24 protein-coding genes are annotated in these 18366 nt (G+C 73.8%); 11 read left to right on the plus strand and 13 right to left on the minus strand.

Annotated features, from left to right (window positions below; genetic code table 11):
• Window positions 1–6 precede the first annotated feature (6 nt).
• From KBB57_RS02295 to hisA, 5 genes are all read right to left on the minus strand, one after another.
• Window positions 7–330 (minus strand): phosphoribosyl-ATP diphosphatase, encoded by a 324-nt coding sequence (locus tag KBB57_RS02295; protein WP_290746169.1) that lies wholly within the window; start codon window positions 328–330, stop codon window positions 7–9.
• The gene (hisF, locus tag KBB57_RS02300) at window positions 327–1088 is read right to left on the minus strand and encodes an imidazole glycerol phosphate synthase subunit HisF (RefSeq protein WP_290746172.1); all 762 of its coding nucleotides are present in this window, start codon (window positions 1086–1088) and stop codon (window positions 327–329) included. The genes KBB57_RS02295 and hisF overlap by 4 nt, the downstream gene beginning before the upstream one ends.
• Window positions 1089–1279: 191 nt before the next feature.
• The gene (locus tag KBB57_RS02305; protein WP_290746175.1) at window positions 1280–1777 is read right to left on the minus strand and encodes a DUF2165 family protein; all 498 of its coding nucleotides are present in this window, start codon (window positions 1775–1777) and stop codon (window positions 1280–1282) included.
• Window positions 1777–2397, minus strand: a complete 621-nt coding sequence (locus tag KBB57_RS02310; RefSeq protein WP_290746178.1) for a LysE family translocator — start codon at window positions 2395–2397, stop codon at window positions 1777–1779. Before KBB57_RS02310 ends, KBB57_RS02305 begins: the two co-directional genes overlap by 1 nt.
• A gap of 1 nt (window position 2398) precedes the next feature.
• On the minus strand, window positions 2399–3121 hold the full coding sequence (gene hisA, locus KBB57_RS02315; RefSeq protein ID WP_290746181.1) for a 1-(5-phosphoribosyl)-5-[(5-phosphoribosylamino)methylideneamino]imidazole-4-carboxamide isomerase: 723 nt from the start codon (window positions 3119–3121) through the stop codon (window positions 2399–2401).
• A 157-nt stretch (window positions 3122–3278) separates the two neighbouring features.
• Between hisA and KBB57_RS02320 the strand changes: the two genes are divergently transcribed.
• On the plus strand, window positions 3279–3479 hold the full coding sequence (locus KBB57_RS02320) for a DUF3329 domain-containing protein (RefSeq protein ID WP_290746183.1): 201 nt from the start codon (window positions 3279–3281) through the stop codon (window positions 3477–3479).
• On the opposite strand, the gene sfsA is transcribed toward KBB57_RS02320, so the two are convergent.
• Window positions 3457–4182 (minus strand): DNA/RNA nuclease SfsA, encoded by a 726-nt coding sequence (gene sfsA / locus KBB57_RS02325; RefSeq protein WP_290746186.1) that lies wholly within the window; start codon window positions 4180–4182, stop codon window positions 3457–3459. The genes KBB57_RS02320 and sfsA overlap by 23 nt on opposite strands.
• A gap of 39 nt (window positions 4183–4221) precedes the next feature.
• On the opposite strand from sfsA, the gene KBB57_RS02330 reads away from it, so the two are divergent.
• The 3 genes from KBB57_RS02330 (at window position 4222) to KBB57_RS02340 (ending at window position 5871) form a co-directional block, all read left to right on the plus strand.
• Window positions 4222–4959, plus strand: coding sequence for a competence/damage-inducible protein A (locus KBB57_RS02330; protein WP_290746189.1), 738 nt, complete (start codon window positions 4222–4224; stop codon window positions 4957–4959).
• Between the two features lie 80 nt (window positions 4960–5039).
• Window positions 5040–5237 (plus strand): CsbD family protein, encoded by a 198-nt coding sequence (locus tag KBB57_RS02335; RefSeq protein WP_290746192.1) that lies wholly within the window; start codon window positions 5040–5042, stop codon window positions 5235–5237.
• Window positions 5238–5424: 187 nt separating this feature from the next.
• A complete protein-coding gene (locus tag KBB57_RS02340; RefSeq protein WP_290746195.1) occupies window positions 5425–5871 on the plus strand; it encodes a PRC-barrel domain-containing protein in 447 nt (148 codons plus the stop codon).
• An 89-nt stretch (window positions 5872–5960) separates the two neighbouring features.
• Here KBB57_RS02340 and KBB57_RS02345 read toward each other — a convergent pair whose 3' ends face one another.
• Together KBB57_RS02345 and KBB57_RS02350 are read right to left on the minus strand one after the other, a co-directional pair.
• Window positions 5961–6527: a sigma-70 family RNA polymerase sigma factor gene (locus KBB57_RS02345; RefSeq protein ID WP_290746198.1), complete on the minus strand. Its 567-nt coding sequence runs from the start codon at window positions 6525–6527 to the stop codon at window positions 5961–5963.
• On the minus strand, window positions 6517–6735 hold the full coding sequence (locus KBB57_RS02350) for a NepR family anti-sigma factor (RefSeq protein WP_290746201.1): 219 nt from the start codon (window positions 6733–6735) through the stop codon (window positions 6517–6519). The genes KBB57_RS02345 and KBB57_RS02350 overlap by 11 nt, the downstream gene beginning before the upstream one ends.
• A gap of 171 nt (window positions 6736–6906) precedes the next feature.
• Here KBB57_RS02350 and KBB57_RS02355 point away from each other — a divergent pair, with 171 nt between their 5' ends.
• Together KBB57_RS02355 and KBB57_RS02360 are read left to right on the plus strand one after the other, a co-directional pair.
• Entirely contained in the window at window positions 6907–7704 is a 798-nt protein-coding gene (locus KBB57_RS02355; RefSeq protein ID WP_290746204.1) for a response regulator, read from the plus strand.
• Between the two features lie 90 nt (window positions 7705–7794).
• Window positions 7795–8772: a sensor histidine kinase gene (locus KBB57_RS02360; RefSeq protein ID WP_290746207.1), complete on the plus strand. Its 978-nt coding sequence runs from the start codon at window positions 7795–7797 to the stop codon at window positions 8770–8772.
• 60 nt (window positions 8773–8832) lie between these two features.
• Here the strand turns inward: KBB57_RS02360 and KBB57_RS02365 are convergent, their stop codons facing one another.
• Window positions 8833–9540, minus strand: a complete 708-nt coding sequence (locus tag KBB57_RS02365) for a hypothetical protein (RefSeq protein WP_290746210.1) — start codon at window positions 9538–9540, stop codon at window positions 8833–8835.
• Window positions 9541–9641: 101 nt separating this feature from the next.
• Here KBB57_RS02365 and KBB57_RS02370 point away from each other — a divergent pair, with 101 nt between their 5' ends.
• The 5 genes from KBB57_RS02370 (at window position 9642) to KBB57_RS02390 (ending at window position 14006) form a co-directional block, all read left to right on the plus strand.
• A complete protein-coding gene (locus KBB57_RS02370; RefSeq protein ID WP_290746213.1) occupies window positions 9642–10370 on the plus strand; it encodes a Crp/Fnr family transcriptional regulator in 729 nt (242 codons plus the stop codon).
• Between the two features lie 236 nt (window positions 10371–10606).
• A complete protein-coding gene (locus KBB57_RS02375; RefSeq protein WP_290746216.1) occupies window positions 10607–11539 on the plus strand; it encodes a DMT family transporter in 933 nt (310 codons plus the stop codon).
• Window positions 11540–11575: 36 nt separating this feature from the next.
• Entirely contained in the window at window positions 11576–11992 is a 417-nt protein-coding gene (locus KBB57_RS02380) for a cupin domain-containing protein (protein ID WP_290746219.1), read from the plus strand.
• Window positions 11993–12171: 179 nt separating this feature from the next.
• Complete coding sequence (locus KBB57_RS02385) at window positions 12172–12954, plus strand: ThuA domain-containing protein (RefSeq protein ID WP_290746222.1); 783 nt, start codon at window positions 12172–12174, stop codon at window positions 12952–12954.
• Entirely contained in the window at window positions 12951–14006 is a 1056-nt protein-coding gene (locus KBB57_RS02390) for a Gfo/Idh/MocA family oxidoreductase (RefSeq protein ID WP_290746225.1), read from the plus strand. The genes KBB57_RS02385 and KBB57_RS02390 overlap by 4 nt, the downstream gene beginning before the upstream one ends.
• A 563-nt stretch (window positions 14007–14569) precedes the next feature.
• On the opposite strand, the gene mscL is transcribed toward KBB57_RS02390, so the two are convergent.
• From mscL to exbB, 4 genes are all read right to left on the minus strand, one after another.
• Entirely contained in the window at window positions 14570–14986 is a 417-nt protein-coding gene (gene mscL, locus KBB57_RS02395; protein ID WP_290746227.1) for a large-conductance mechanosensitive channel protein MscL, read from the minus strand.
• 692 nt (window positions 14987–15678) lie between these two features.
• Window positions 15679–16557, minus strand: a complete 879-nt coding sequence (locus tag KBB57_RS02400; protein ID WP_290746230.1) for an energy transducer TonB — start codon at window positions 16555–16557, stop codon at window positions 15679–15681.
• A gap of 8 nt (window positions 16558–16565) precedes the next feature.
• A complete protein-coding gene (exbD, locus tag KBB57_RS02405) occupies window positions 16566–17006 on the minus strand; it encodes a TonB system transport protein ExbD (protein ID WP_290746233.1) in 441 nt (146 codons plus the stop codon).
• Between the two features lie 4 nt (window positions 17007–17010).
• Window positions 17011–18231 (minus strand): tonB-system energizer ExbB, encoded by a 1221-nt coding sequence (gene exbB / locus KBB57_RS02410; RefSeq protein WP_290746236.1) that lies wholly within the window; start codon window positions 18229–18231, stop codon window positions 17011–17013.
• Window positions 18232–18366 lie beyond the last annotated feature (135 nt).

Here is an 18366-nt window from a genome sequence, read left to right on the forward strand (position 1 = left end):
CGCAGCTCAGCCCTTCGGCCGGCGCGCCGCCTTCTCCGCGACGCCGGAGACGCCCTCGCGCCGCTCGAGCTCGGCGAGCACCGCCGCCCAGGCGACGCCGGAGGCCGCGAGCATCACCTGGAGGTGGTAGAGCGCGTCGGCCGCCTCGTGGGCCAGCGCGGCGCGGTCGCCCTGCGCGGCCGCGACGATGGCCTCGACCGCCTCCTCGCCGAACTTCTCGGCGCATTTCCCCGGCCCCCTCGCCAGCAGCGCCGCGGTGTGCGAGGCGGCCGGGTCGGCCCCGGCGCGGGCCTCGATGGTGGCGTAGAGGCGGGCGAGAACGTCGCTCATGTCAGCCTCACCGGGATGCCGGCGGCGGCCATCGCGGCCTTGGCCTCGCCGATCGTGTGGGTTCCGAAGTGGAAGATCGAGGCGGCGAGCACCGCCGAGGCGTGCCCCTCGGTCACCCCCTCGACCAGATGCGCGAGCTCGCCCACGCCCCCCGAGGCGATGACCGGCACCGGTACCGCGTCGGCGATGGCGCGGGTCAGCGCGAGGTTGTAGCCCGCCTTCGTCCCGTCGCGGTCCATCGAGGTCAGCAGGATCTCCCCCGCCCCCCGCGCCGCCATGTCCCTCGCGAAGGCCACCGCGTCGATCCCGGTCGCCCGCGTGCCGCCATGGGTGAAGATCTCCCACCGCCCCGGCGCCACGGTCTTGGCGTCGATCGCCACCACGATGCACTGGGCGCCGAACTTGTTCGCCGCGGCGTTGACGACGTCGGGCGTCGCCACGGCGGCCGAGTTGAAGCTCGCCTTGTCGGCGCCGGCGAGCAGGAGCTGCCGCACGTCCTCCGGCGTCCGCACGCCGCCCCCGACCGTCAGCGGCATGAAGCACTGCTCGGCGGTGCGCGAGGCGAGGTCGAGAAGCGTCCCCCGGTTCTCCAGGCTTGCCGCGATGTCGAGGAAGCAGAGCTCGTCCGCCCCTTGCGCGTCATAGGCGCGAGCGGCCTCGACGGGGTCGCCGGCGTCGCGCAGGCCCTCGAAGTTCACGCCCTTGACGACGCGGCCGTCCTTGACGTCGAGGCAGGGGATGACGCGGACCTTGAGCATTGACCCTCCGGGCTCACGGCCGATCCGATAGACGACCGCCCGCCGCGCGTCCAGCGAGCCGCGGCGAAACCTTCGCCCCCACGCCGCGTTCCGCAGGCGGAAGCCTCACCATGCTCGCCGACAGGTCGATCAGGCCCGGCGACGTCATCTCGCTTGGCGAGACCTTCGGCTGACCGAAGGGCGCCGCGAAGTCAGCCCGAGGGCTGGGCGTCGGGCTGGTTCACGTAGATCAGCACGAGCAGAATGGTGACGTAGAAGCGGAACGCCGGCTCCTGCCCGTTCCATGTCGGCGATTGCCACATCTCGAACCACTCCCCGCCGATCGCCATGAAGCCGAGGAACCAGACGAGAAACCCCGCCAGCGCGCCCGGATGCGCCAGCGCCTTCGCCCGCGCGAAGTCGGCGGCCGGCGCATTCCGCGCGGCCAGCATCCGCAGGCCCGCGGCGGCGAAAAGCAGCGCGGTCAGCGCCTCGCCGGCGATGATCAGCCAATAGCCGGCGGTCACGGCCCACGGCGCCTCGATGGCGCGATACGCCACGGCCGGGTCGCGGAACGTGGTGTCCATGCTGAGCACATGGCGCCCGAAGGGCGCGTTGCCGCCGTAGTCGGTGACGTTGGTGAAGGCGACGAGGAAGGCGAAGACCGCGAGGCAGAGCACCATCGCGATCTTGGTCCAGCGCGCCGCCATCAGGCGTGCCGCATCGTCGCCGCCGCCGCCCCGGCCGCGATGAGCGCCGTGCCGCCGGCGCGGTTGACGAGGCGGATGGCGCTCGGGCTCGACGCCAGCCGCCGGGCGCGGGCTGCGAGCAGCGCGTAGCCGAAGGCGTTGGCGAAGGCGAGGGTGACGAAGGTCGCCTCGAAGATCGCCATCTGCGGCCAGAACGCCCGCCCCGGGTCGAGGAACTGCGGCAGGAAGGCCACGAAGAACACGATGGATTTCGGATTGAGCGTGGTCACCAGCCAGGCATGGCCCAGCATCCGGGCGGGATGGACCGGATCGGTGCGCGCCTCGGCGTCGATCATCGCGCCGGCGCGCCAGAGCTTGATCCCGAGCCAGACGAGGTAGCCGGCGCCGATCCACTTCAGCGCCGTGAAGAGCGCCGCCGACGAGGCGAGGAGCGCGCCCACGCCCAGCATGGAGAGCGTCATCGCCGTCAGGTCGCCGAGCGCCACCCCGGTCGCGACCGGGGCGGCCACCTTCCAGCCGCGGCCGAGCGCGTAGGAGACGACGAGCAGGATCGTCGGCCCGGGGATCATCAGCAGCAGGGCCGAGGCGGCGACGAAGGCGGCCCAGGTCTCGATGGCCATCTCAGTCCTCCAGCAGGCGGACGGCGGCGGCGAGGTCGAGCTTGCCCTCGTAGAGGGCGCGGCCGGAGATGGCGCCGTCGAGCGGCGCGCCGGAGGCCTTCAGCGCCGCAAGGTCGTCGAGCGAGGACACCCCGCCCGAGGCGATCACCGGGATCGCGACGGCGCGGGCGAGCGCGGCGGTCGCGGCGACGTTCGGCCCGGCCATGGCCCCGTCGCGCTCGATGTCGGTGTAGATGATCGCGGCGACGCCCGCGTCCTCGAAGCGGCGGGCGAGGTCGGTGGCGGTCGTCGCGGTGGTCTCGGCCCAGCCCTCGACGGCGACCCTGCCGTCGCGGGCGTCGATGCCGACGGCGACGCGGCCGGGATGCGCGGCGGCGGCTTCGCGGACGAAGGCCGGGTCGCGCACCGCGGCGGTGCCGAGGATGGCGCGCCGCACCCCGCGGTCGAGCCAGGCTTCCAGCGTCGCCCGGTCGCGGATGCCGCCGCCGAGCTGCACGGGCACGTCGACCGCGGCGAGGATCGCCTCCACCGCCGCGGCGTTCCGCGGCGCGCCGGCGAAGGCGCCGTCGAGGTCGACGAGGTGCAGCCAGCGGCACCCCGCCGCGACGAAGGCGCGGGCCTGCGCCGCCGGGTCGGTCCCGAACACCGTGGCCTGCGCCATGTCGCCGCGCAGCAGCCGCACGCACTGGCCGTCCTTGAGGTCGATGGCGGGGTAGAGGATCATCGCTCGGCGCTCGCGCAGGGAACCGCCGGGGGGATAGCCGCTTTCGCCCGCGCCGCCAAGCGGCCGCCGTGCCGGCGGGGGTTGGGGCTCCGCGGCGACGTCCCTCGGACGCCGCACGTGTGGACAGGCCGGCCCCGTCGCGGCAGGATGCCGGGCCATGTCCCACGGGTTCTTCGACCTCGACCACCCGTTCTTCCGCCCGCTCTGGATCCGGGCGGGGATCGTGGTCCTGTGCGGGGTCTGGGCCGGGCTCGAGGCGTTCACCGGCTCGATCGCCTGGGCGATCCTGTTCGGCGCACTCGGCGTCTACGCCGCCTGGCGCTTCTTCGTGACCTTCAACCCGCGCGAGAAGCCCTGACGGGCTCGACCGGGATCTCGCGGCCGAGGACGACGCCGCGCGGGCTGAGGTCGGCGACATGGGCCACCGCCTCGACCCCGGCGGCGCGCGCGGCGGCGAAGGCCGCCGCATAGGCCGGGTCGAGGTCGCCCGCGACCCGCATCCGCGCGCAGTCGCCGCGCTGGACGAGGTAGAGCATCACCGAGCGCGCCCCCTCCGCGACCATGGCGGCGAGCTCGCGCAGGTGCTTCGCGCCCCGGGCGGTCACGCAGTCGGGGAACTCGGCGAGCCCGGGCGTGCGGCTGAAATGCACGTTCTTCACCTCGACATAGGCGGGCGGCAGGCCGGGCCCGGTGGCGAGGAAGTCCACCCGGCTCGCCGCTCCGTAGCGCGTCTCCGGCCGGAACGCCGCATAGCCCGCGAGGGCCGGCACGCGGCCCACCGCCAGCGCCTCGGCGACGACCCGGTTCGGCAGGCTCGCGTCGATGCCGACGAGCCCGCCGCCCTCGGTCTCCGCCAGCCGCCAGGCGAAGCGCAGCGACCGGCGCGGGTCGTCGTTCGGCTCGACCCAGACCGCCTGCCCGGGCGCGACGAGCCCGAGCATCGCGCCGGGGTTCGGGCAATGCGCCGTGACGGCAACCCCGTCGTCGAGCATGACGTCCGCGAAGAATCGCTTATACCGTCGCACAAGGCGGCCACGGACGAGGGGGCGGGCAAACTCCATCCCCCGACCGTGGCCCGCCGCTGCAGCGAGGGCAAGCCGATGCCGAATCCGACCGCCGCCATGCTCGTCGTGGGTGACGAGATCCTGTCCGGGCGCACGCTCGACACCAACACCAACCACCTCGCCCAGGCGCTCGCCGCCGTCGGCATCGACCTCCGCGAGGCCCGCGCGGTGCCCGACGAGGCGGCCGAGATCGTCGCCGCGGTGAATGCGCTCCGGGCGCGCTACGACCACGTCTTCACCTCGGGCGGCATCGGCCCCACCCACGACGACATCACCGCCGACGCGGTGGCCGCCGCCTTCGGGGTCGGGATCGACATCCGCGAGGACGCCCGCGCCATCCTCGCCTCGAACTACGCCGACCCGGAGCGCGAGCTGAACCCCGCGCGGCTCCGCATGGCGCGCGTCCCCGACGGGGCGACGCTGATCCTGAACGAGGTCTCCAAGGCCCCGGGCTTCACCCTTGGGAACGTCCACGTCATGGCCGGCGTGCCGCGGGTCTTCGTCGCCATGGTGGCCTGGCTGCTCCCGCAGCTCGCCGCCGGCGTGCCCGTCGGCAGCGTCTCCCGCCGCATCCGCCGGCCCGAGGGCATCATCGCCGGCCCGCTGGCCGAGCTCGCCGCCCGGCACCCCGCGGTGGCGATCGGCAGCTATCCCTTCCGCGACGAGGCGGGCTTCGGCGCGACCATCGTGCTCCGCGCCGCGGACCCCGCCGCCCTCGCCGCCGCCGAGGCCGGCCTCGCCGCCCTCGCCGCCGAGCTGGAGGCGCCGGCGTAAGCCCGGCCGGGAACCCGACGCCTCCGGGGACGTTTGTTCCCCGACGGCCGACGACGTGGCCGGCCCTGAAGGAGGACGCGATGAACTGGGACCAGATCGAAGGCAAGTGGAAGGAATACACCGGCGCCGCGCAGAAGCGCTGGGGCAAGCTCACCGACGACGATCTACAGATGGTCAAGGGCAATCGGCGCGAGCTCGCCGGCAAGATCCAGTCCGCCTACGGCGTGACCAAGGAAGAGGCCGAGAAGCAGGTCGACGACTGGGCCAAGAAGCACTGACCGGCTCTTGAGGATTTCTTTCGGGGCGCTCCATCTGGAGCGCCCTTTCCGTTTCAAGATCGCCCTGAAGTTGCAGAAACGCTCATTTCATGCACGGCTTTTTCGGAACCCCGGCCGGACCGGGGCGTTGTTCAGGCGGTCCGGAGCCGCTGGCTTCCGGCAAGAACAGAGACTGAAGGAGTAATCCATGTTCAAGACCGCTCTCGCCTTCGCCGCCGTCGCCGCCCTGATGACGGTCGGCGCCCAGGCCCAGACGCAGCCGGCGGATCCCGCCGCTCCGGCCACGCCTCCCGCGGTCGCGCCGGCGCCGATGGAGCCGGCCGCCGACCCGATGGTCCCCGAAGGCTACACCGCCGCGGAGCTCTCGACGATCTCCACCGACCAGCTGATCGGCGCGAACCTCGTCAACCACGAGAACGAGACCGTGGCGTCGATCGACGACGTGCTGATCACCGACGCCAACGCGGTCGAGGGCGTGGTGGTGACCTTCGGCGGCGTCCTCGGCTTCGGCGCCAACAAGGTTCTGCTGCAGCCGGACGAGATCCAGGTGCTGAAGGACGCGAACGGCGCGCTCATCGTGCGCACCAGCCTGACGCCGGAGAGCATCGAGAGCCGGCCGCTCTACGAGGGCTGACCTCGCAGGGCCTCGCACGGATCGGGCGCCGCTCCCGGGAGCGGCGCCCTCTTCTTTTGCGCCCGTTTCTCTTGCGCGACGAAGAAGGATCAGCTCGCGAAGGCGCGGGTCACCACCGGCGCCGAGGTCGCCGCGTCGGGGCCATAGTCGCTCGCGCCGGCGACCCCGAGCAGATCCTGCAGCCGCGTCCGCGCCCGGCTGACCCGGCTCTTGACCGTGCCGACGGCGCAGCCGCAGATCGCCGCCGCCTCCTCGTAGGAGAAGCCCGCGGCGCCGATCAGCAGCAGCGCCTCGCGCTGGTCGTGCGGCAGCCGGTCCAGCGCCCGGCGGAAGTCGGCGAGGTCCATGCGCCCGTCATGGCTCGGCGCGACGCCGACCTTGGCCGAGAACGCGCCCTCGACGTCCTGCACCTCGCGGCCGCGCTTGCGCATCTGGCTGTAGAAGAGGTTGCGCAGGATGGTGAACAGCCACGCGTTCATGTTGGTGCCGAGCGTGAACGCGTCCTGCTTGGCCCAGGCGCGCGTCACCGTCTCCTGCACGAGGTCGTCGGCCTGGTCGTGGCGGCCGGTCAGCGACATCGCGAAGGCGCGCAGGGAGGGCAGCGCGGCGATCAGCGACGTCTTGAAGCTCGGTGGCCGGGATTCCTCAGCGGTCACGAGCGGCTCCGCGGCGCTCGACCTCGTCGAGGCGCTCCAGAAGCTCGATGATCTCGGACGGGATCGGCTCCCGCTCGAGCTCGGTGTAGAACTCACGGAGCCGCGCCCCGATCTCGCTCTCCGGCCCGAGGAGCTTCTTCCGGCGCGGACTGGCCCGGCGGAAGGCGGGGGGCGGGGGAGGGGTGTCGTCAGGGGGGGGCTCGGTCACGGCGCCTGATCTCAACTCTCTAGTCCTCGTCGTCGAACATACCCCGGCAAGCGCCGCAAGCCGAAAAGGTTCCGGGGCCGACGGAACTTTTGGCGCCAGCGTGCGTTTCAAGCCATACTGCCCGTTCGAAAGCCCGAGCGCGCACCTGCTATGCGCCTACACGGAGCCGCCATGTCCCTATCCACGCGGATCGCACCGCATCTCCCGTATCTGCGCCGCTATTCGCGCGCCATCACGGGCAGCCAGGCCTCGGGAGACGCCTATGTCCGGGCGCTCCTCGAGATGCTGATCGCGGACATCTCGATCTTCCCCGAGGCGTCGAACGACCGGATCGCCGTCTTCAGCCTCTACGCCCGCAGCTTCGGCGAGTTGCAGGTCGCCATCGAGCCGACGGCCTCGTCCTCGGCCTGGGAGCGCCGCTCGGCCGGCAATCTCGCCCAGATCTCGCCGCGCTCGCGGCAGGCCTTCCTGCTCGCCGCGCTCGAGGGCTACAACCGCGAGGAGGTGGCCGAGATCCTCGGCGTCACCCCGGAGGAGGCGACGGAGCTGCTGCGCCGCGCCTCCGAGGAGATCTCCCGGCAGGTCGCCACCTCGATCCTCATCATCGAGGACGAGCCGCTGATCGCCATGGACATCGAGCAGATCGCCGTCTCGCTCGGGCACCGGGTGACCGGGATCGCCCGCACCAAGGACGAGGCGCTCGAGCTCTACCGGGCCGATCCGCCGGGCATGGTGCTCGCCGACATCCAGCTCGCCGACGGCTCCTCCGGGATCGACGCGGTGAACGAGATCCTCGCGGAGACGCCGCTGCCGGTGATCTTCATCACCGCCTTCCCGGAAAGCCTGCTCACCGGCGAGAGGCCCGAGCCGACGTTCCTCGTGAACAAGCCGTTCAACGAGGACCAGGTGAAGGCCTATATCAGCCAGGCGCTGTTCTTCAACGACGCCGCCCGCGCCGCGGCTGCGTGACGCTCGGCCGCCCGGAACCCTTCCCCGCGCCGCGGCGTTGCGGAGGGTGACGGGCGCCGAGGCGGGCGACCCTGGCGGGACCGGCTTAAGATGGGCGAAGGCGCGAAGGAACGGACGCGAACGCTGCTCCGCGGCATCCGGAGCGGCGGGATCTGCGTGCTCTACCACGACGCCGACATGGCGCTCCGCACCATCGAGAACGTCCCGGCGAGCTGGCCCGACATCGAGGCGGTCATGCTCGGCGGCGACGCCGCGATCTTCGATCCGTTCACCGCCGAGCGGGTGATCGCGGTCAAGCGCGACGTGCTGGTCTCCGGCCGGCCGCGCCGCCTCGAGGCGATGCAGCAGCGCGACGGCGAGCCGCCGGTCTGGTTCGAGATGAGCGTCGAGCGCGACGAGGGCCCGGATGGCGCGCCCCGCGGCCTCTTCGTCTCGGTCGCCGACATCAGCCTGCTGAAGCGCCGCGAGGCGGCGCTGCGCGAGCTGCTCTACGAGGTCAGCCACCGCTCGCGGAACCTCCTCGCCATCCTGCAGAGCATCCTCGGCCAGACCGCGAGCAGCGCGACCAGCGTCGCCGAGTTCGAGGAGAAGTTCCGCGGCCGCATCGCCTCGCTGGCGCAGAGCCAGGACCTGATCACCTACGCCAACTGGCAGGGCGTGCGCTTCCGCCGGCTGGTCGAGGTGCAGACCGAGGCCTTCGCCGCGGACGCCGGGGTCGCGGTCGAGGTCGAGGGCCGGGATCCGGTCCTGCCGCCGAACGTGACGCTGCATCTCGGGCTCGCCCTGCACGAGCTCGCCGCCAACGCCCGCAGCTTCGGGGTGCTGGCGGCCGAGGCCGGGCGGCTGCGGGTGCGCTGCGAGATCATACCCGGCGGCTGCCGGATCGAATGGATCGAGGAGCCGGACCGCCCGGTCGGCCGGGTGCAGGCCTGGGGCTTCGGGCGGACGATCCTGCAGAACGTCACGCCCCGCGCGCTCTCCGGCGAGGCGCATTACTCGGTCGGCCCGGAGGGGGTGCGCTACAGCCTCGACTTCCCCGTCCGCGAGGAGCAGGAGGCCGCGTCCTGACGGGCGCGGCGCCCGACCGGGCCGTCGCGGCGCCGGCCGGACAGCTGCGGGCCGGCAGCGTCAGGGCCGGGTCAGCGCGATCAGCCCGCCGTCGGGGAGCGAGGTCAGCTCCGCCTCCGGCAGCGTCAGCTCCGCCCGGAGCCCGAGCGGCGTCTGGCGCACCTTCAGCGGCGCGCCGAAGCGCTCCTCGAGGAGCGGCAGCAGGCTCGCGCCCGCGCCGAGCCGCAGCCCGCTCTCGACCGGCGGCCCGCCGATGTCGCGCCACGAGATCCGCAGGCCGGAACGCCAGCGGCTCCACGCCACCAGCACCCGCCCTTCCGCTCCCGACAGCGCGCCGCGGCGCATCGAGAGGCCGGCGAGCTCGAAGAGCGTCAGCGCCACCAGCCGCGCCGCCTCGGCCGAGACGCCGACCGCGGGGCCGCCGGCGGCGATGCGCGGGCCGGCGCCGGTCTCGAAGGGCGCCAGCGTGCGCTCGACCAGCGCGGCGAGGTCGCTGCCGCCGCCGACGGTCTCGCCGGCGGCCAGCGCCTCGCGCATCCGGCTCGACAGCGCGTCGAGCCGCGCCGAGGCCTCGGCGATGTCGCCCGCCTCGGCCAGCGCACGCCGCGCCAGCGCCTCGACGACGTCGAGGAGCCCGCGGCTGCGCTGGGCGAGCGCCTCGGCGATCTGCGTCTCGGCCCGCAGGGCGGCGCGGAGGAGGCCGAGTTCGCCCTGGCCCCGGTCGGGCGGTCGCGCCGGGGTCTCGCCCCGGCTGCGGATTGCGGTCATCGAGAATCCCTCCAATGCCGGCTGTGCCGGCTACGCCGCGACATTGCGCTCGTTCGCGGGGGGGCGCATTTAACTGTGACATAGGAGGAGGGTTCTCCCCGGTGCCCGTCGATTGCCGCGACTGTCCGCTGCGCCGCCGCAAGGCGTTCCAGCCGTTCACGGACGCCGAGCTCGCCTTCATGCGGCGCTTCAAGGCCGGCGAGCTGGTCGTCTCGCCGCGCACGACGATCCTGCTCGAGGGCGCCGCGAGCCCGCAGCTCTTCACCGCGCTGGCCGGCTGGGGGGTGCGCTACAAGCTGCTGCCCGACGGCGGGCGGCAGGTCATCAACTTCGTGATGCCGGGCGACCTGATCGGGCTCCAGGCCGGGCTCCTCGGCGAGATGCAGCACGGCGTCGACGCGGTCACCGACATGACGCTCTGCGTCTTCGCGCGCGCCGACCTGTGGAGCCTCTTCCGCGACATGCCGTCGCGGGCCTACGACCTCACCTGGCTCGCCGCCCGCGAGGAGCATTTCCTCGGCGACATGCTGGCGACGATCGGCCGGCGGAGCGGGCTCGAGCGGGTGGCCTGGGGGCTGGTCACGCTCTATCGCCGCGCCGAGGCGCGCGAGCTGGTGAAGGGCGGCCGGATGCCGATGCCGTTCCGCCAGCAGGATCTCGCCGACGCCTTCGGCCTGTCGCTCGTCCACACCAACAAGACGCTGCGCACGCTGCGCGCGCGCGGGCTCATCCGCCTGTCCGACGGCACGCTGCACATCCCGGACCTCGCCCGGCTGGAGGCCTGCTCGAACATGGAGGTCACCCCCGAGCCCCCGCGCCCCCTGATCTGACCTGCCCCCTGATCTGACCCGCCGCCGCCCGCGCGCCGCGTAGGCGCCGCGGCCGTGCGAAGTCCCGCCTCTCGGCGCCACGCCCCTCGACCTTCCCTGTCGTGCGAGGCCCCCCGCCCGCCCGCCGCACGTCCACCGCACGACGCCCCCGTCCAGGTCGCCTTCTCGCCCCGAACCCCCGCCCGATCGCCCGCAGCCGCCGTTGACGCCCGCCGCCGGCTCGGCGCAGATGGCCCATGCCCGACGCCGCCGTCCCCGCCGAGCCTGTCGCTCCCATGCCGGGCGCCGCCGCCGCCGCGCTGCCGCGCCGGCCGCTCACCGGCGTCGCGCTCCTCGCCGTCGCGGTGCTGCTCTTCGCCTCGATGGACACCACGACGAAGTATCTCGTCGGCTCCTACGACCCGCGCCTCGTCGTCGCGGTGCGCTACATCCTGCACTTCCTGCTGATGCTCGCCATCGTCGGCCCCATCCACCGCACCCGGATGGCGCGGACGCGGCGGCCCGGGCTCGTGCTGGTCCGGGCGGCCTGCCTCGTCCTCGCCTCGCTCCTCATGGGGCTCGCGCTGCGGCGGATGCCGGTCGCCGAGGCCACGGCGATGGTCTTCCTGGCGCCCATCCTCGTCGTCCTCGCCGCGCCCTGGGTCCTGCGCGAGCGGTTCAGGGGCGCCGACGCCGCGGCCGCGGCGGTCGGCTTCGCCGGGGTGCTGCTGATCGCCCGGCCGGGAAGCGCGCTCGACCCGCTCGGCGTCCTCCTCGTCCTCGGCGCCGCGGCGCTCAGCGCCGGCTACATGCTGCTGTCGCGCCACCTCGCCAGCACCGAGACGACCATGGTCCTGCTCTTCTACACCGCCCTCGTCGGCGCGGTCGCCTGCGGCCTCGCCCTGCCGTGGTCGGTGGGCGGCCCCGCGCCCACGGCGACGCAGCTCGCGCTCTTCCTCTGGACGGGCTTCGTCGGCGGCGTCGGCCACTACCTCTTCACCGCCGCCCACCGCTACGCCCCGGCGTCTTTCCTCGCGCCGGTCAACTACCTCCAGATCCTCTGGGCCGGCCTCCTCGGCTGGCTGGTGTTCGGCCAGGTCCCGGACGCGATCAGCGTCGCCGGGATGGCGCTGGTCGTCGCCGCCGGGGTCGCCATCGCGCTCCGCTCCGCGGCCCGCCGGAGCGCGTGAGACGAAGAGGGGCCGCAATCAGGGAGAGGCAGCAGGATGGACGTCACCCGCATCGGATCCGCCCCGCCGCGCCGCGGCCCGGCGGAGTACTTCACCGGCGAGGTCCGCATCGACCCGGTCGCCGAGCCGCCCGCCCCGGCGCGGGTGGTCGCCGCCAGCGTCAGCTTCGAGCCCGGGGCGCGGACGGCCTGGCACACCCACCCGCTCGGCCAGACCCTCGTCGTCACCGCGGGCCTCGGCCGGGCGCAGGCCTGGGGCGGCCCGGTCCGCGAGCTCCGCCCCGGCGACGTCGTCTGGTTCCCGCCCGGCGAGAAGCACTGGCACGGCGCCGGCCCCGGGACCGCGATGACCCATCTCGCCATCCAGGAGGCGCTCGACGGCCGCGCCGCCGACTGGCTCGAGCAGGTCGACGACATCCAGTACCGCGTCGAGCCCGTCGACGGCACGCCGTAGCGTCGAGCCCCTCGACGGCACGCTGTAGCGTCGAGCCCCGCGACCGCACGCAGCAGCGTCGAGCCCCGCGACGGCGCGCAACGCCGCGGCGGCTGACGCGCCCCTTGCGGGCCTGCGCGCGCCGCGACAAGGTGCGCCCCGCGCCGGCGCGGGACCGGCCCGAGACCCGGGGGGAAGCGATGATCCGAGCCGTCGTCTGGAACGAGTTCCAGCATGAGCGCGAGAACGAGGTGGTGCGCGCGATCTATCCCGACGGGATCCACGCCGCCATCGCCGCGGCCCTCGCCGCCGACCCGGGGATCGAGGCGACGACGGCCACGCTCGACGAGCCGGAGCACGGGCTGCCGCAGGCCCGCCTCGACGCCACCGACGTCCTCGTCTGGTGGGGCCACAAGGCGCATGGCCGCGTCTCCGACGAGGTCGCCGCCCGCGTCGCCTCCCGCGTCCACGAGGGGATGGGCCTGATCGTCCTCCATTCCGGGCACTTCTCGAAGCCGTTCATCCGGCTGATGGGCACGCCCTGCTCGCTCCGCTGGCGCGAGGCCGGCGAGCGCGAGCGGCTCTGGGTCCTGAACCCCGCCCACCCGATCCTCGCCGGCGTCGGCGACCGGATCGAGCTCGCCAGCGAGGAGATGTACGGCGAGCCCTTCCTGGTGCCCGAGCCGATGGAGACGCTGATGATCTCGTGGTTCGAGGGCGGCGAGGTGTTCCGCTCCGGCCTGACCTGGAAGCGCGGCGCGGGCAGCGTCTTCTACTTCCGCCCCGGCCACGAGACCTATCCCACCTACCACGACGCGACGATCCAGCAGGTGCTGCGCAACGCCGTGCGCTGGGCCCATAACCCGGCGCCCGCCTGGAAGGCGGTCGGCGAGGCCCCGAACGTGCCCGTCGACAAGGCCCCGGAGAAGATCGTCCAGAAGGGCGGCTCGCTGCACAAGGCCGGCGAGGAGGGCTATCGGTGATCGCCGAGCCGCGCATCCTCCTCCTCGGGACCGGCTCGATGGCGAACAGCCACGCCGAGCGCTTCGCGACGATCCCGGGCTGCCGCCTCGTCGCCGCGGTCGACGTCGACGCCGGCCGCGCCGCCGGGTTCGCGACGCGGCACGGCATCCCGCAGGCGTTCGGCGATCTCGGCGAGGCGATCGCCTGGGGCGGCTTCGACGCCGCGGTCAACGTGACGCCCGACGGCGCGCACAAGGCGACCTCGCTGGCGCTGATCGCCGCCGGCAAGCACGTCCTCTGCGAGAAGCCGCTCGCGGTGAACCACGCGGACGCCGTCGAGATGGCCGACGCCGCCGAGGCGGCGGGCGTCATCAACATGGTGAACTTCACCTACCGCAACGCCGCCGCCCTCCAGGCCGCCCGCGCGCTGGTCGCGGCCGGCGCGATCGGGCCGGTCCGCCATCTTCAGGCGAGCTACCTGCAGAGCTGGCTCACCGCCAAGCACTGGGGCGACTGGCGCACCGACGAGCGCTGGCTGTGGCGGCTCTCCTCCGCGCACGGCTCGATGGGCGTGCTGGGCGACGTGGGCGTCCACATCCTCGACCTCGCCACCTACGCCGCCGGCGAGCCCGTCGTGGCGCTCGGGGCGCGGATGAAGGTGTTCGACAAGGCCGAGGGCGGCGCGATCGGGAAATACCGTCTCGACGTGAACGACAGCGTCGTCATCAACGTCGAGCTCGCCGGCGGCGCGCTGGGGGTGGTCCACGCCACCCGCATGGCGACCGGCAAGGCGAACGAGCTCGACCTGCTGCTGCACGGCGAGCTCGGCGCCCTGCGGCTGTGGACGGACGGCGGCTCCTCGACGCTGGAAGCCTGCCTCGGCCCCGACATCGAGATCCAGCGCTGGCGCCCGGTCGAATGCGCCCCGCCGCCCCGCATCGCCGACCGTTTCGTCGCGGCGTTGCAGACGGGCGTCAACGGCGAGCCGGACTTCCGCCGCGGGGCGGAGATGCAGCGCCTCGTCGATCTGGTCGCCGCCGCCGACGCCGAGGGGCGGACGCTCCCGGTCTGATCAGCCGATCCCGACGAAGGACAGGACGGCGATGACGATCACGACCAGGCCGACCATGTAGATGATGCTGTTCATCGGGCGTTTCCCCTCCCTTGCCTGGAAGGGGAAACGTGACTCCGCCGGCTTTGGTTCCGCGCAGCATGGCGCGGCGCCGGGCAAGCCGGTGTTGCCACACGACCAGACGCCGGTTGCCCCCCCCGGGACGCCGACCGACCGAAGCGGGCTTGCCCGCGAGGCCACGGCGCGACAAGCGAAAGCACGGCTTTCGCCGCGCCGGCGGCCGGAGCGCGTTGGCGCGGAGGCCGGCGGGGGTTCAGATTTCCCCGTCGCGCGCAATCCGTCCGTGAGCGCCCCGGCGAGCGCGGAATCGCGCTCGCCCCCCCGAGGGGCGATCGCGGACGGATTTGCCACGGGTCAAATCCGTCTGGCGTCCCCGTCGCGGCCTGCTTCCGGCCGGGCTTCGGCTCCACCGTCGTGCCGGATGATCTGTTCCGGTCGGTGGCGGGATCGGCAAGGCTCGCCCCATGCGTAGGCAGGTCGGAGCCGACCCGCCGGATCCCTGCTCACACCGCCGGAGGAATGCGGGCGCGGTCGGCCTTCAGCAGATCGCGGATCTCGATCAGCACCTCCTCCTGCGTCGGGCCGGCGGGGGTGTCCGCCTTCTTCTCCGAGGTGTCGACGGTGGCGCGGACCTTGTTGACCGCCTTGACCAGCATGAACACCACCCAGGCGATGATCATGAAGTTGATGACGGCGGTCAGGAAGGCGCCGTAGCGGAAGGTGGCGGCGTGCTCGCCGCCGCCGAGCGACAGCTGGTAGCTCGAGAAGTCGATGCCGCCGATGACGAAGCCGATCAGCGGGTTGATCAGGTCGTTGACGAGGCTGGTCACGATCGCGGTGAACGCCGCGCCGATGATGATGCCGACGGCGAGGTCCATGACATTGCCGCGGGCGATGAAGTCGCGGAATTCCTTGAGCATCCTGAGGATCCCTTCTTGCTGCCGGCCGAGTATCGGGGCGGCGGCCCCGGGGTTCAAGCCATGCGTCCGCGCCGGTGCGGCGCGCCGCCGCCGCCGCGTCCGAGGGCCGGATGCGCCGCGTTCCGCCACGCGGCCGGCTGCGGGGATGGCGCGGCCGCGGAGCGTCGCGGCCCGCTTTCGGGACGGGTCCGGTGACTGTGCGGCCCGATTCACATTGCACGACACCTGCCCTGCCGGATCCACGGGGCGCGCGGGCGACCGAAGCGGGCTTGCCCGCGAGGCCCGGCGCGACAAGCGAAAGCATGGCTTTCGCCGCGCCGACGGCTGGAGCGCGGTTGCGCGCGGAGGCCGTCAGGGGCGCAGATTTCTCCGGAAGCGCGCCATCCGTCCGTGAGCGCCCCGGCGAGCGCGTCCGCGCTCGCCCCCCGCAGGGGCGATCGCGGACGGATTTGCCACGGGTCAAATCCGTCGGGCTTCACCGTCCCGCACCCTCCCGACCGATATTTCTCTCCACTGTCGTGTAGTGTGGGCCCGATTAGGTTCACATTAACCACTCCAATAAAATCAATGGCTTGGATAATTTTCACGCGTGAACAGCACGCGATTGCGCGGGCCGTGACCACGCGCCCGACGGGTTGGCGTCACCTCGGGGACGGCGGCGGTGAAGCCGCTCCCGCCATGCCTCGCGCGGCTCAGCGGATGTTGAACTGGACCGGCGCGGTGATGTCGCGGGGCGCGCCGGGCGGCGGGGCCGGGACGGGCGAGGCGCGGCGGACGAGCGCCACCACCTCGGCGTCGAGCTCCGGGAAGCCCGAGGACCGGCTGAGCCGCACCGACCGCACGTTGCCGCTGTCGTCGATCGAGAAATGGACATGCGCGACCCCTTCCTCGCCGCGCTTGCGCGCGCCGGAGGGGTAGCGCTTGCGGCGCTCCAGATGGGCCATCAGCCGCGCCTGCCACTTCGCCGGCGACACCGCGCCCGAGCCGCCCGCCGAGGGGGTCGGCGAGGGGGCGGCCGCGGTCTCGGCCGGCGGCGCGATCGCCTTCGCCTTCACCGCGGCCTTGGAGGGCGCGGGCGGCGGCTTCTTCTCGACCACCTCCTTCGGCGGGTCGGGCGGCTGCTCCAGCCGCAGGTCCGGCGGCCGCGCCGTCGGCGGCTCGACGACCTCCGCCGGCTGCGGCGGCGTCTCGACCTGCGGCGGCTGCGGCAAGGGCGGCTCCGGCGTCGGCGGCGGCGGCACGTCGGGCGGCGGCTCCTCGAGGAGCGGCGGCGGGTCGAGCGGCGGCGGCGGCTCGATCGGCGTCGCCTCGGTCAGCTCGACCCCGGTCGTCAGGTTCTCCGGCGCCTCGACCATGTCGGGCGCGATCTCCTCGATCTCGGCCGGGGGCGAGAGGATCTCCGGGGCGAGCTCGATCATCATCGCCGGCGGCGCGGATTCCGCGACCGGCTCCGGACGGTGCCGCAGCGCCCAGGCCGCGGCGCCGGCATGGGCCGCGACCGCCAGCACCGCCGCGCTCGCCCAGAGCAGCGCGGGACGGGCGAGGCTCTCGCCGCCGGGAGGGTTCGTCATGGCGAGGCTCATTGCGTCGCCGGCCCCAGCGTCTCCAGGGTGACCAGCGCCACCTTGAGGTAGCCGGCGCCGCGCATCTGGTCCATGACCTTCATCAGCTCGCCATAGGGCACCGCCTCGTCGGCCCGGACGAAGATCCGGGTCTCGCGGTCGCCATTGGTGACGCTCTCCAGCGCCGGCCCGAGCCCGCCCGCGGGGACGGGCGCCTCGCCGAGGGTGAGGCCGAGGTCCTGCCGGACGGTCAGGTAGATCGGGTCGGCGGGCCGCGGCTGCGGCGTGGCGGCCGAGCTCGGCAGGTCGACGGGGATGTCGACCGTGGCGAGCGGGGCGGCGATCATGAAGATGATGAGCAGCACCAGCATGACGTCGATGAACGGCGTCACGTTGATCTCGTGGGTCTCCTCGATCTCGTCGCCGCCGGCGCGGCGCGGCTCCAGGCTGCCGGCCACGGCGCTACTCCGCCGCCCGGGCGAGCAGCGTCGGCGCGAGCCGGCGGTGGTCGAGGTCGCGGCTCACCAGCCGCTCCACCGCCGCTGCCACGTCGGCGAGCCGGGCGCGGCAGGCGGCGATCCAGCGGGCGAAGAAGTTGTAGATCACCACCGCCGGGATGGCGGCGACGAGGCCGATCGCGGTGGCGAGCAGCGCCTCGGCGATGCCCGGGGCCACGACCGCGAGGTTGGTGGTCTGCGCCTCGGAGATGCCGATGAAGCTGTTCATGATGCCCCAGACGGTGCCGAAGAGGCCGACGAAGGGGGCGGTGGCGCCGATGGTGGCGAGAAGCCCGGTGCCGATGGCGAGCCGCCGCCCGGCCATCGCCTCGATCCGCGAGAGGCGCGATCCGACGCGGGCGAGGAGGCCTGGGCCGCCCCCGTCGGCGGCGAGGGCCTGCGCGGAGACCGCGGCCTCCTCGCGCGCCGCGAGCACCATGCGCGCCGCCGGGCCGCGCCGCCCGGCGAGCGCGCGGTCGGCCTCCTCGAGGTCGGCGGCGTCGGACACGACGCGGAGGCCGCTGCGGAGTCCGGCCCCGGCGGCGAGGAGCTCGAGGCTCTTGGCGATGAGCACGGTCCAGGTGACCACGGAGGCGAAGGCGAGGCCGACCATGACGCTCTTCACGATCATGTCGGCGGCGAGGAACATGCCCCACGGCGACAGGTCCTGCGGCAGGAGGCTGTCCTCGTGGCCGATCCCGGGCGCGCCCGGGGCGGTCGCCGGGCCGGGGTCGGCCGTCGTCGCGCCCGGCTGGCCCCCGGCCGCCGGAGCGGCGCCGGCGGGGGCCGGCTGGCCGGCGATCGCGGCGGGGGCCGGGGCTGCGGCGGGGTCCGAGGGCGCGGCAGGGGCATCCGCTGCGACCGGCGCGGCGACGGGCGGGGCGTCCGCGGGCGCCGGAGCGACGGCCGGCGCCGGGGGCGCGGCCGCCGGCGTCGCGATGGCCGGCGGCGTGTCCGCGGGCTGGGCGTCCGTCATCGGGGCAGGGGTCGCGGCCGCCGGCGCCGGCGGCGAAGCGAGGGTCTGGCTCGCGCCCGTCTGGTTCGCGTCCGTCTGGGTCTCGCCAGTCCGGGCATCGCTCGTCTGGGCGGCGGCCGGGGCGGACAATGCCGCCGCGACGAGGATCGCCACGCCGATGCGCCGCCACGCCGCGCGCGGCTCCGCCTGCGACCGTCGCCGCTTCGCCATGAAGACCTCCACCAACGCTGGCGCGCCGCTCCGGGAGCGGGACGCGCTTGCGCGCCCGGGCGGGCGCGCTACCCCTGACCTTGCCGGACTTGGCTGACGCGCGTCGCGCCTGGCTGGCCCGCGGCGGCGGCGCCG

Origin of the sequence: Amaricoccus sp., from assembly GCF_017993425.1 — a bacterium.
Taxonomy (GTDB): domain Bacteria; phylum Pseudomonadota; class Alphaproteobacteria; order Rhodobacterales; family Rhodobacteraceae; genus Amaricoccus.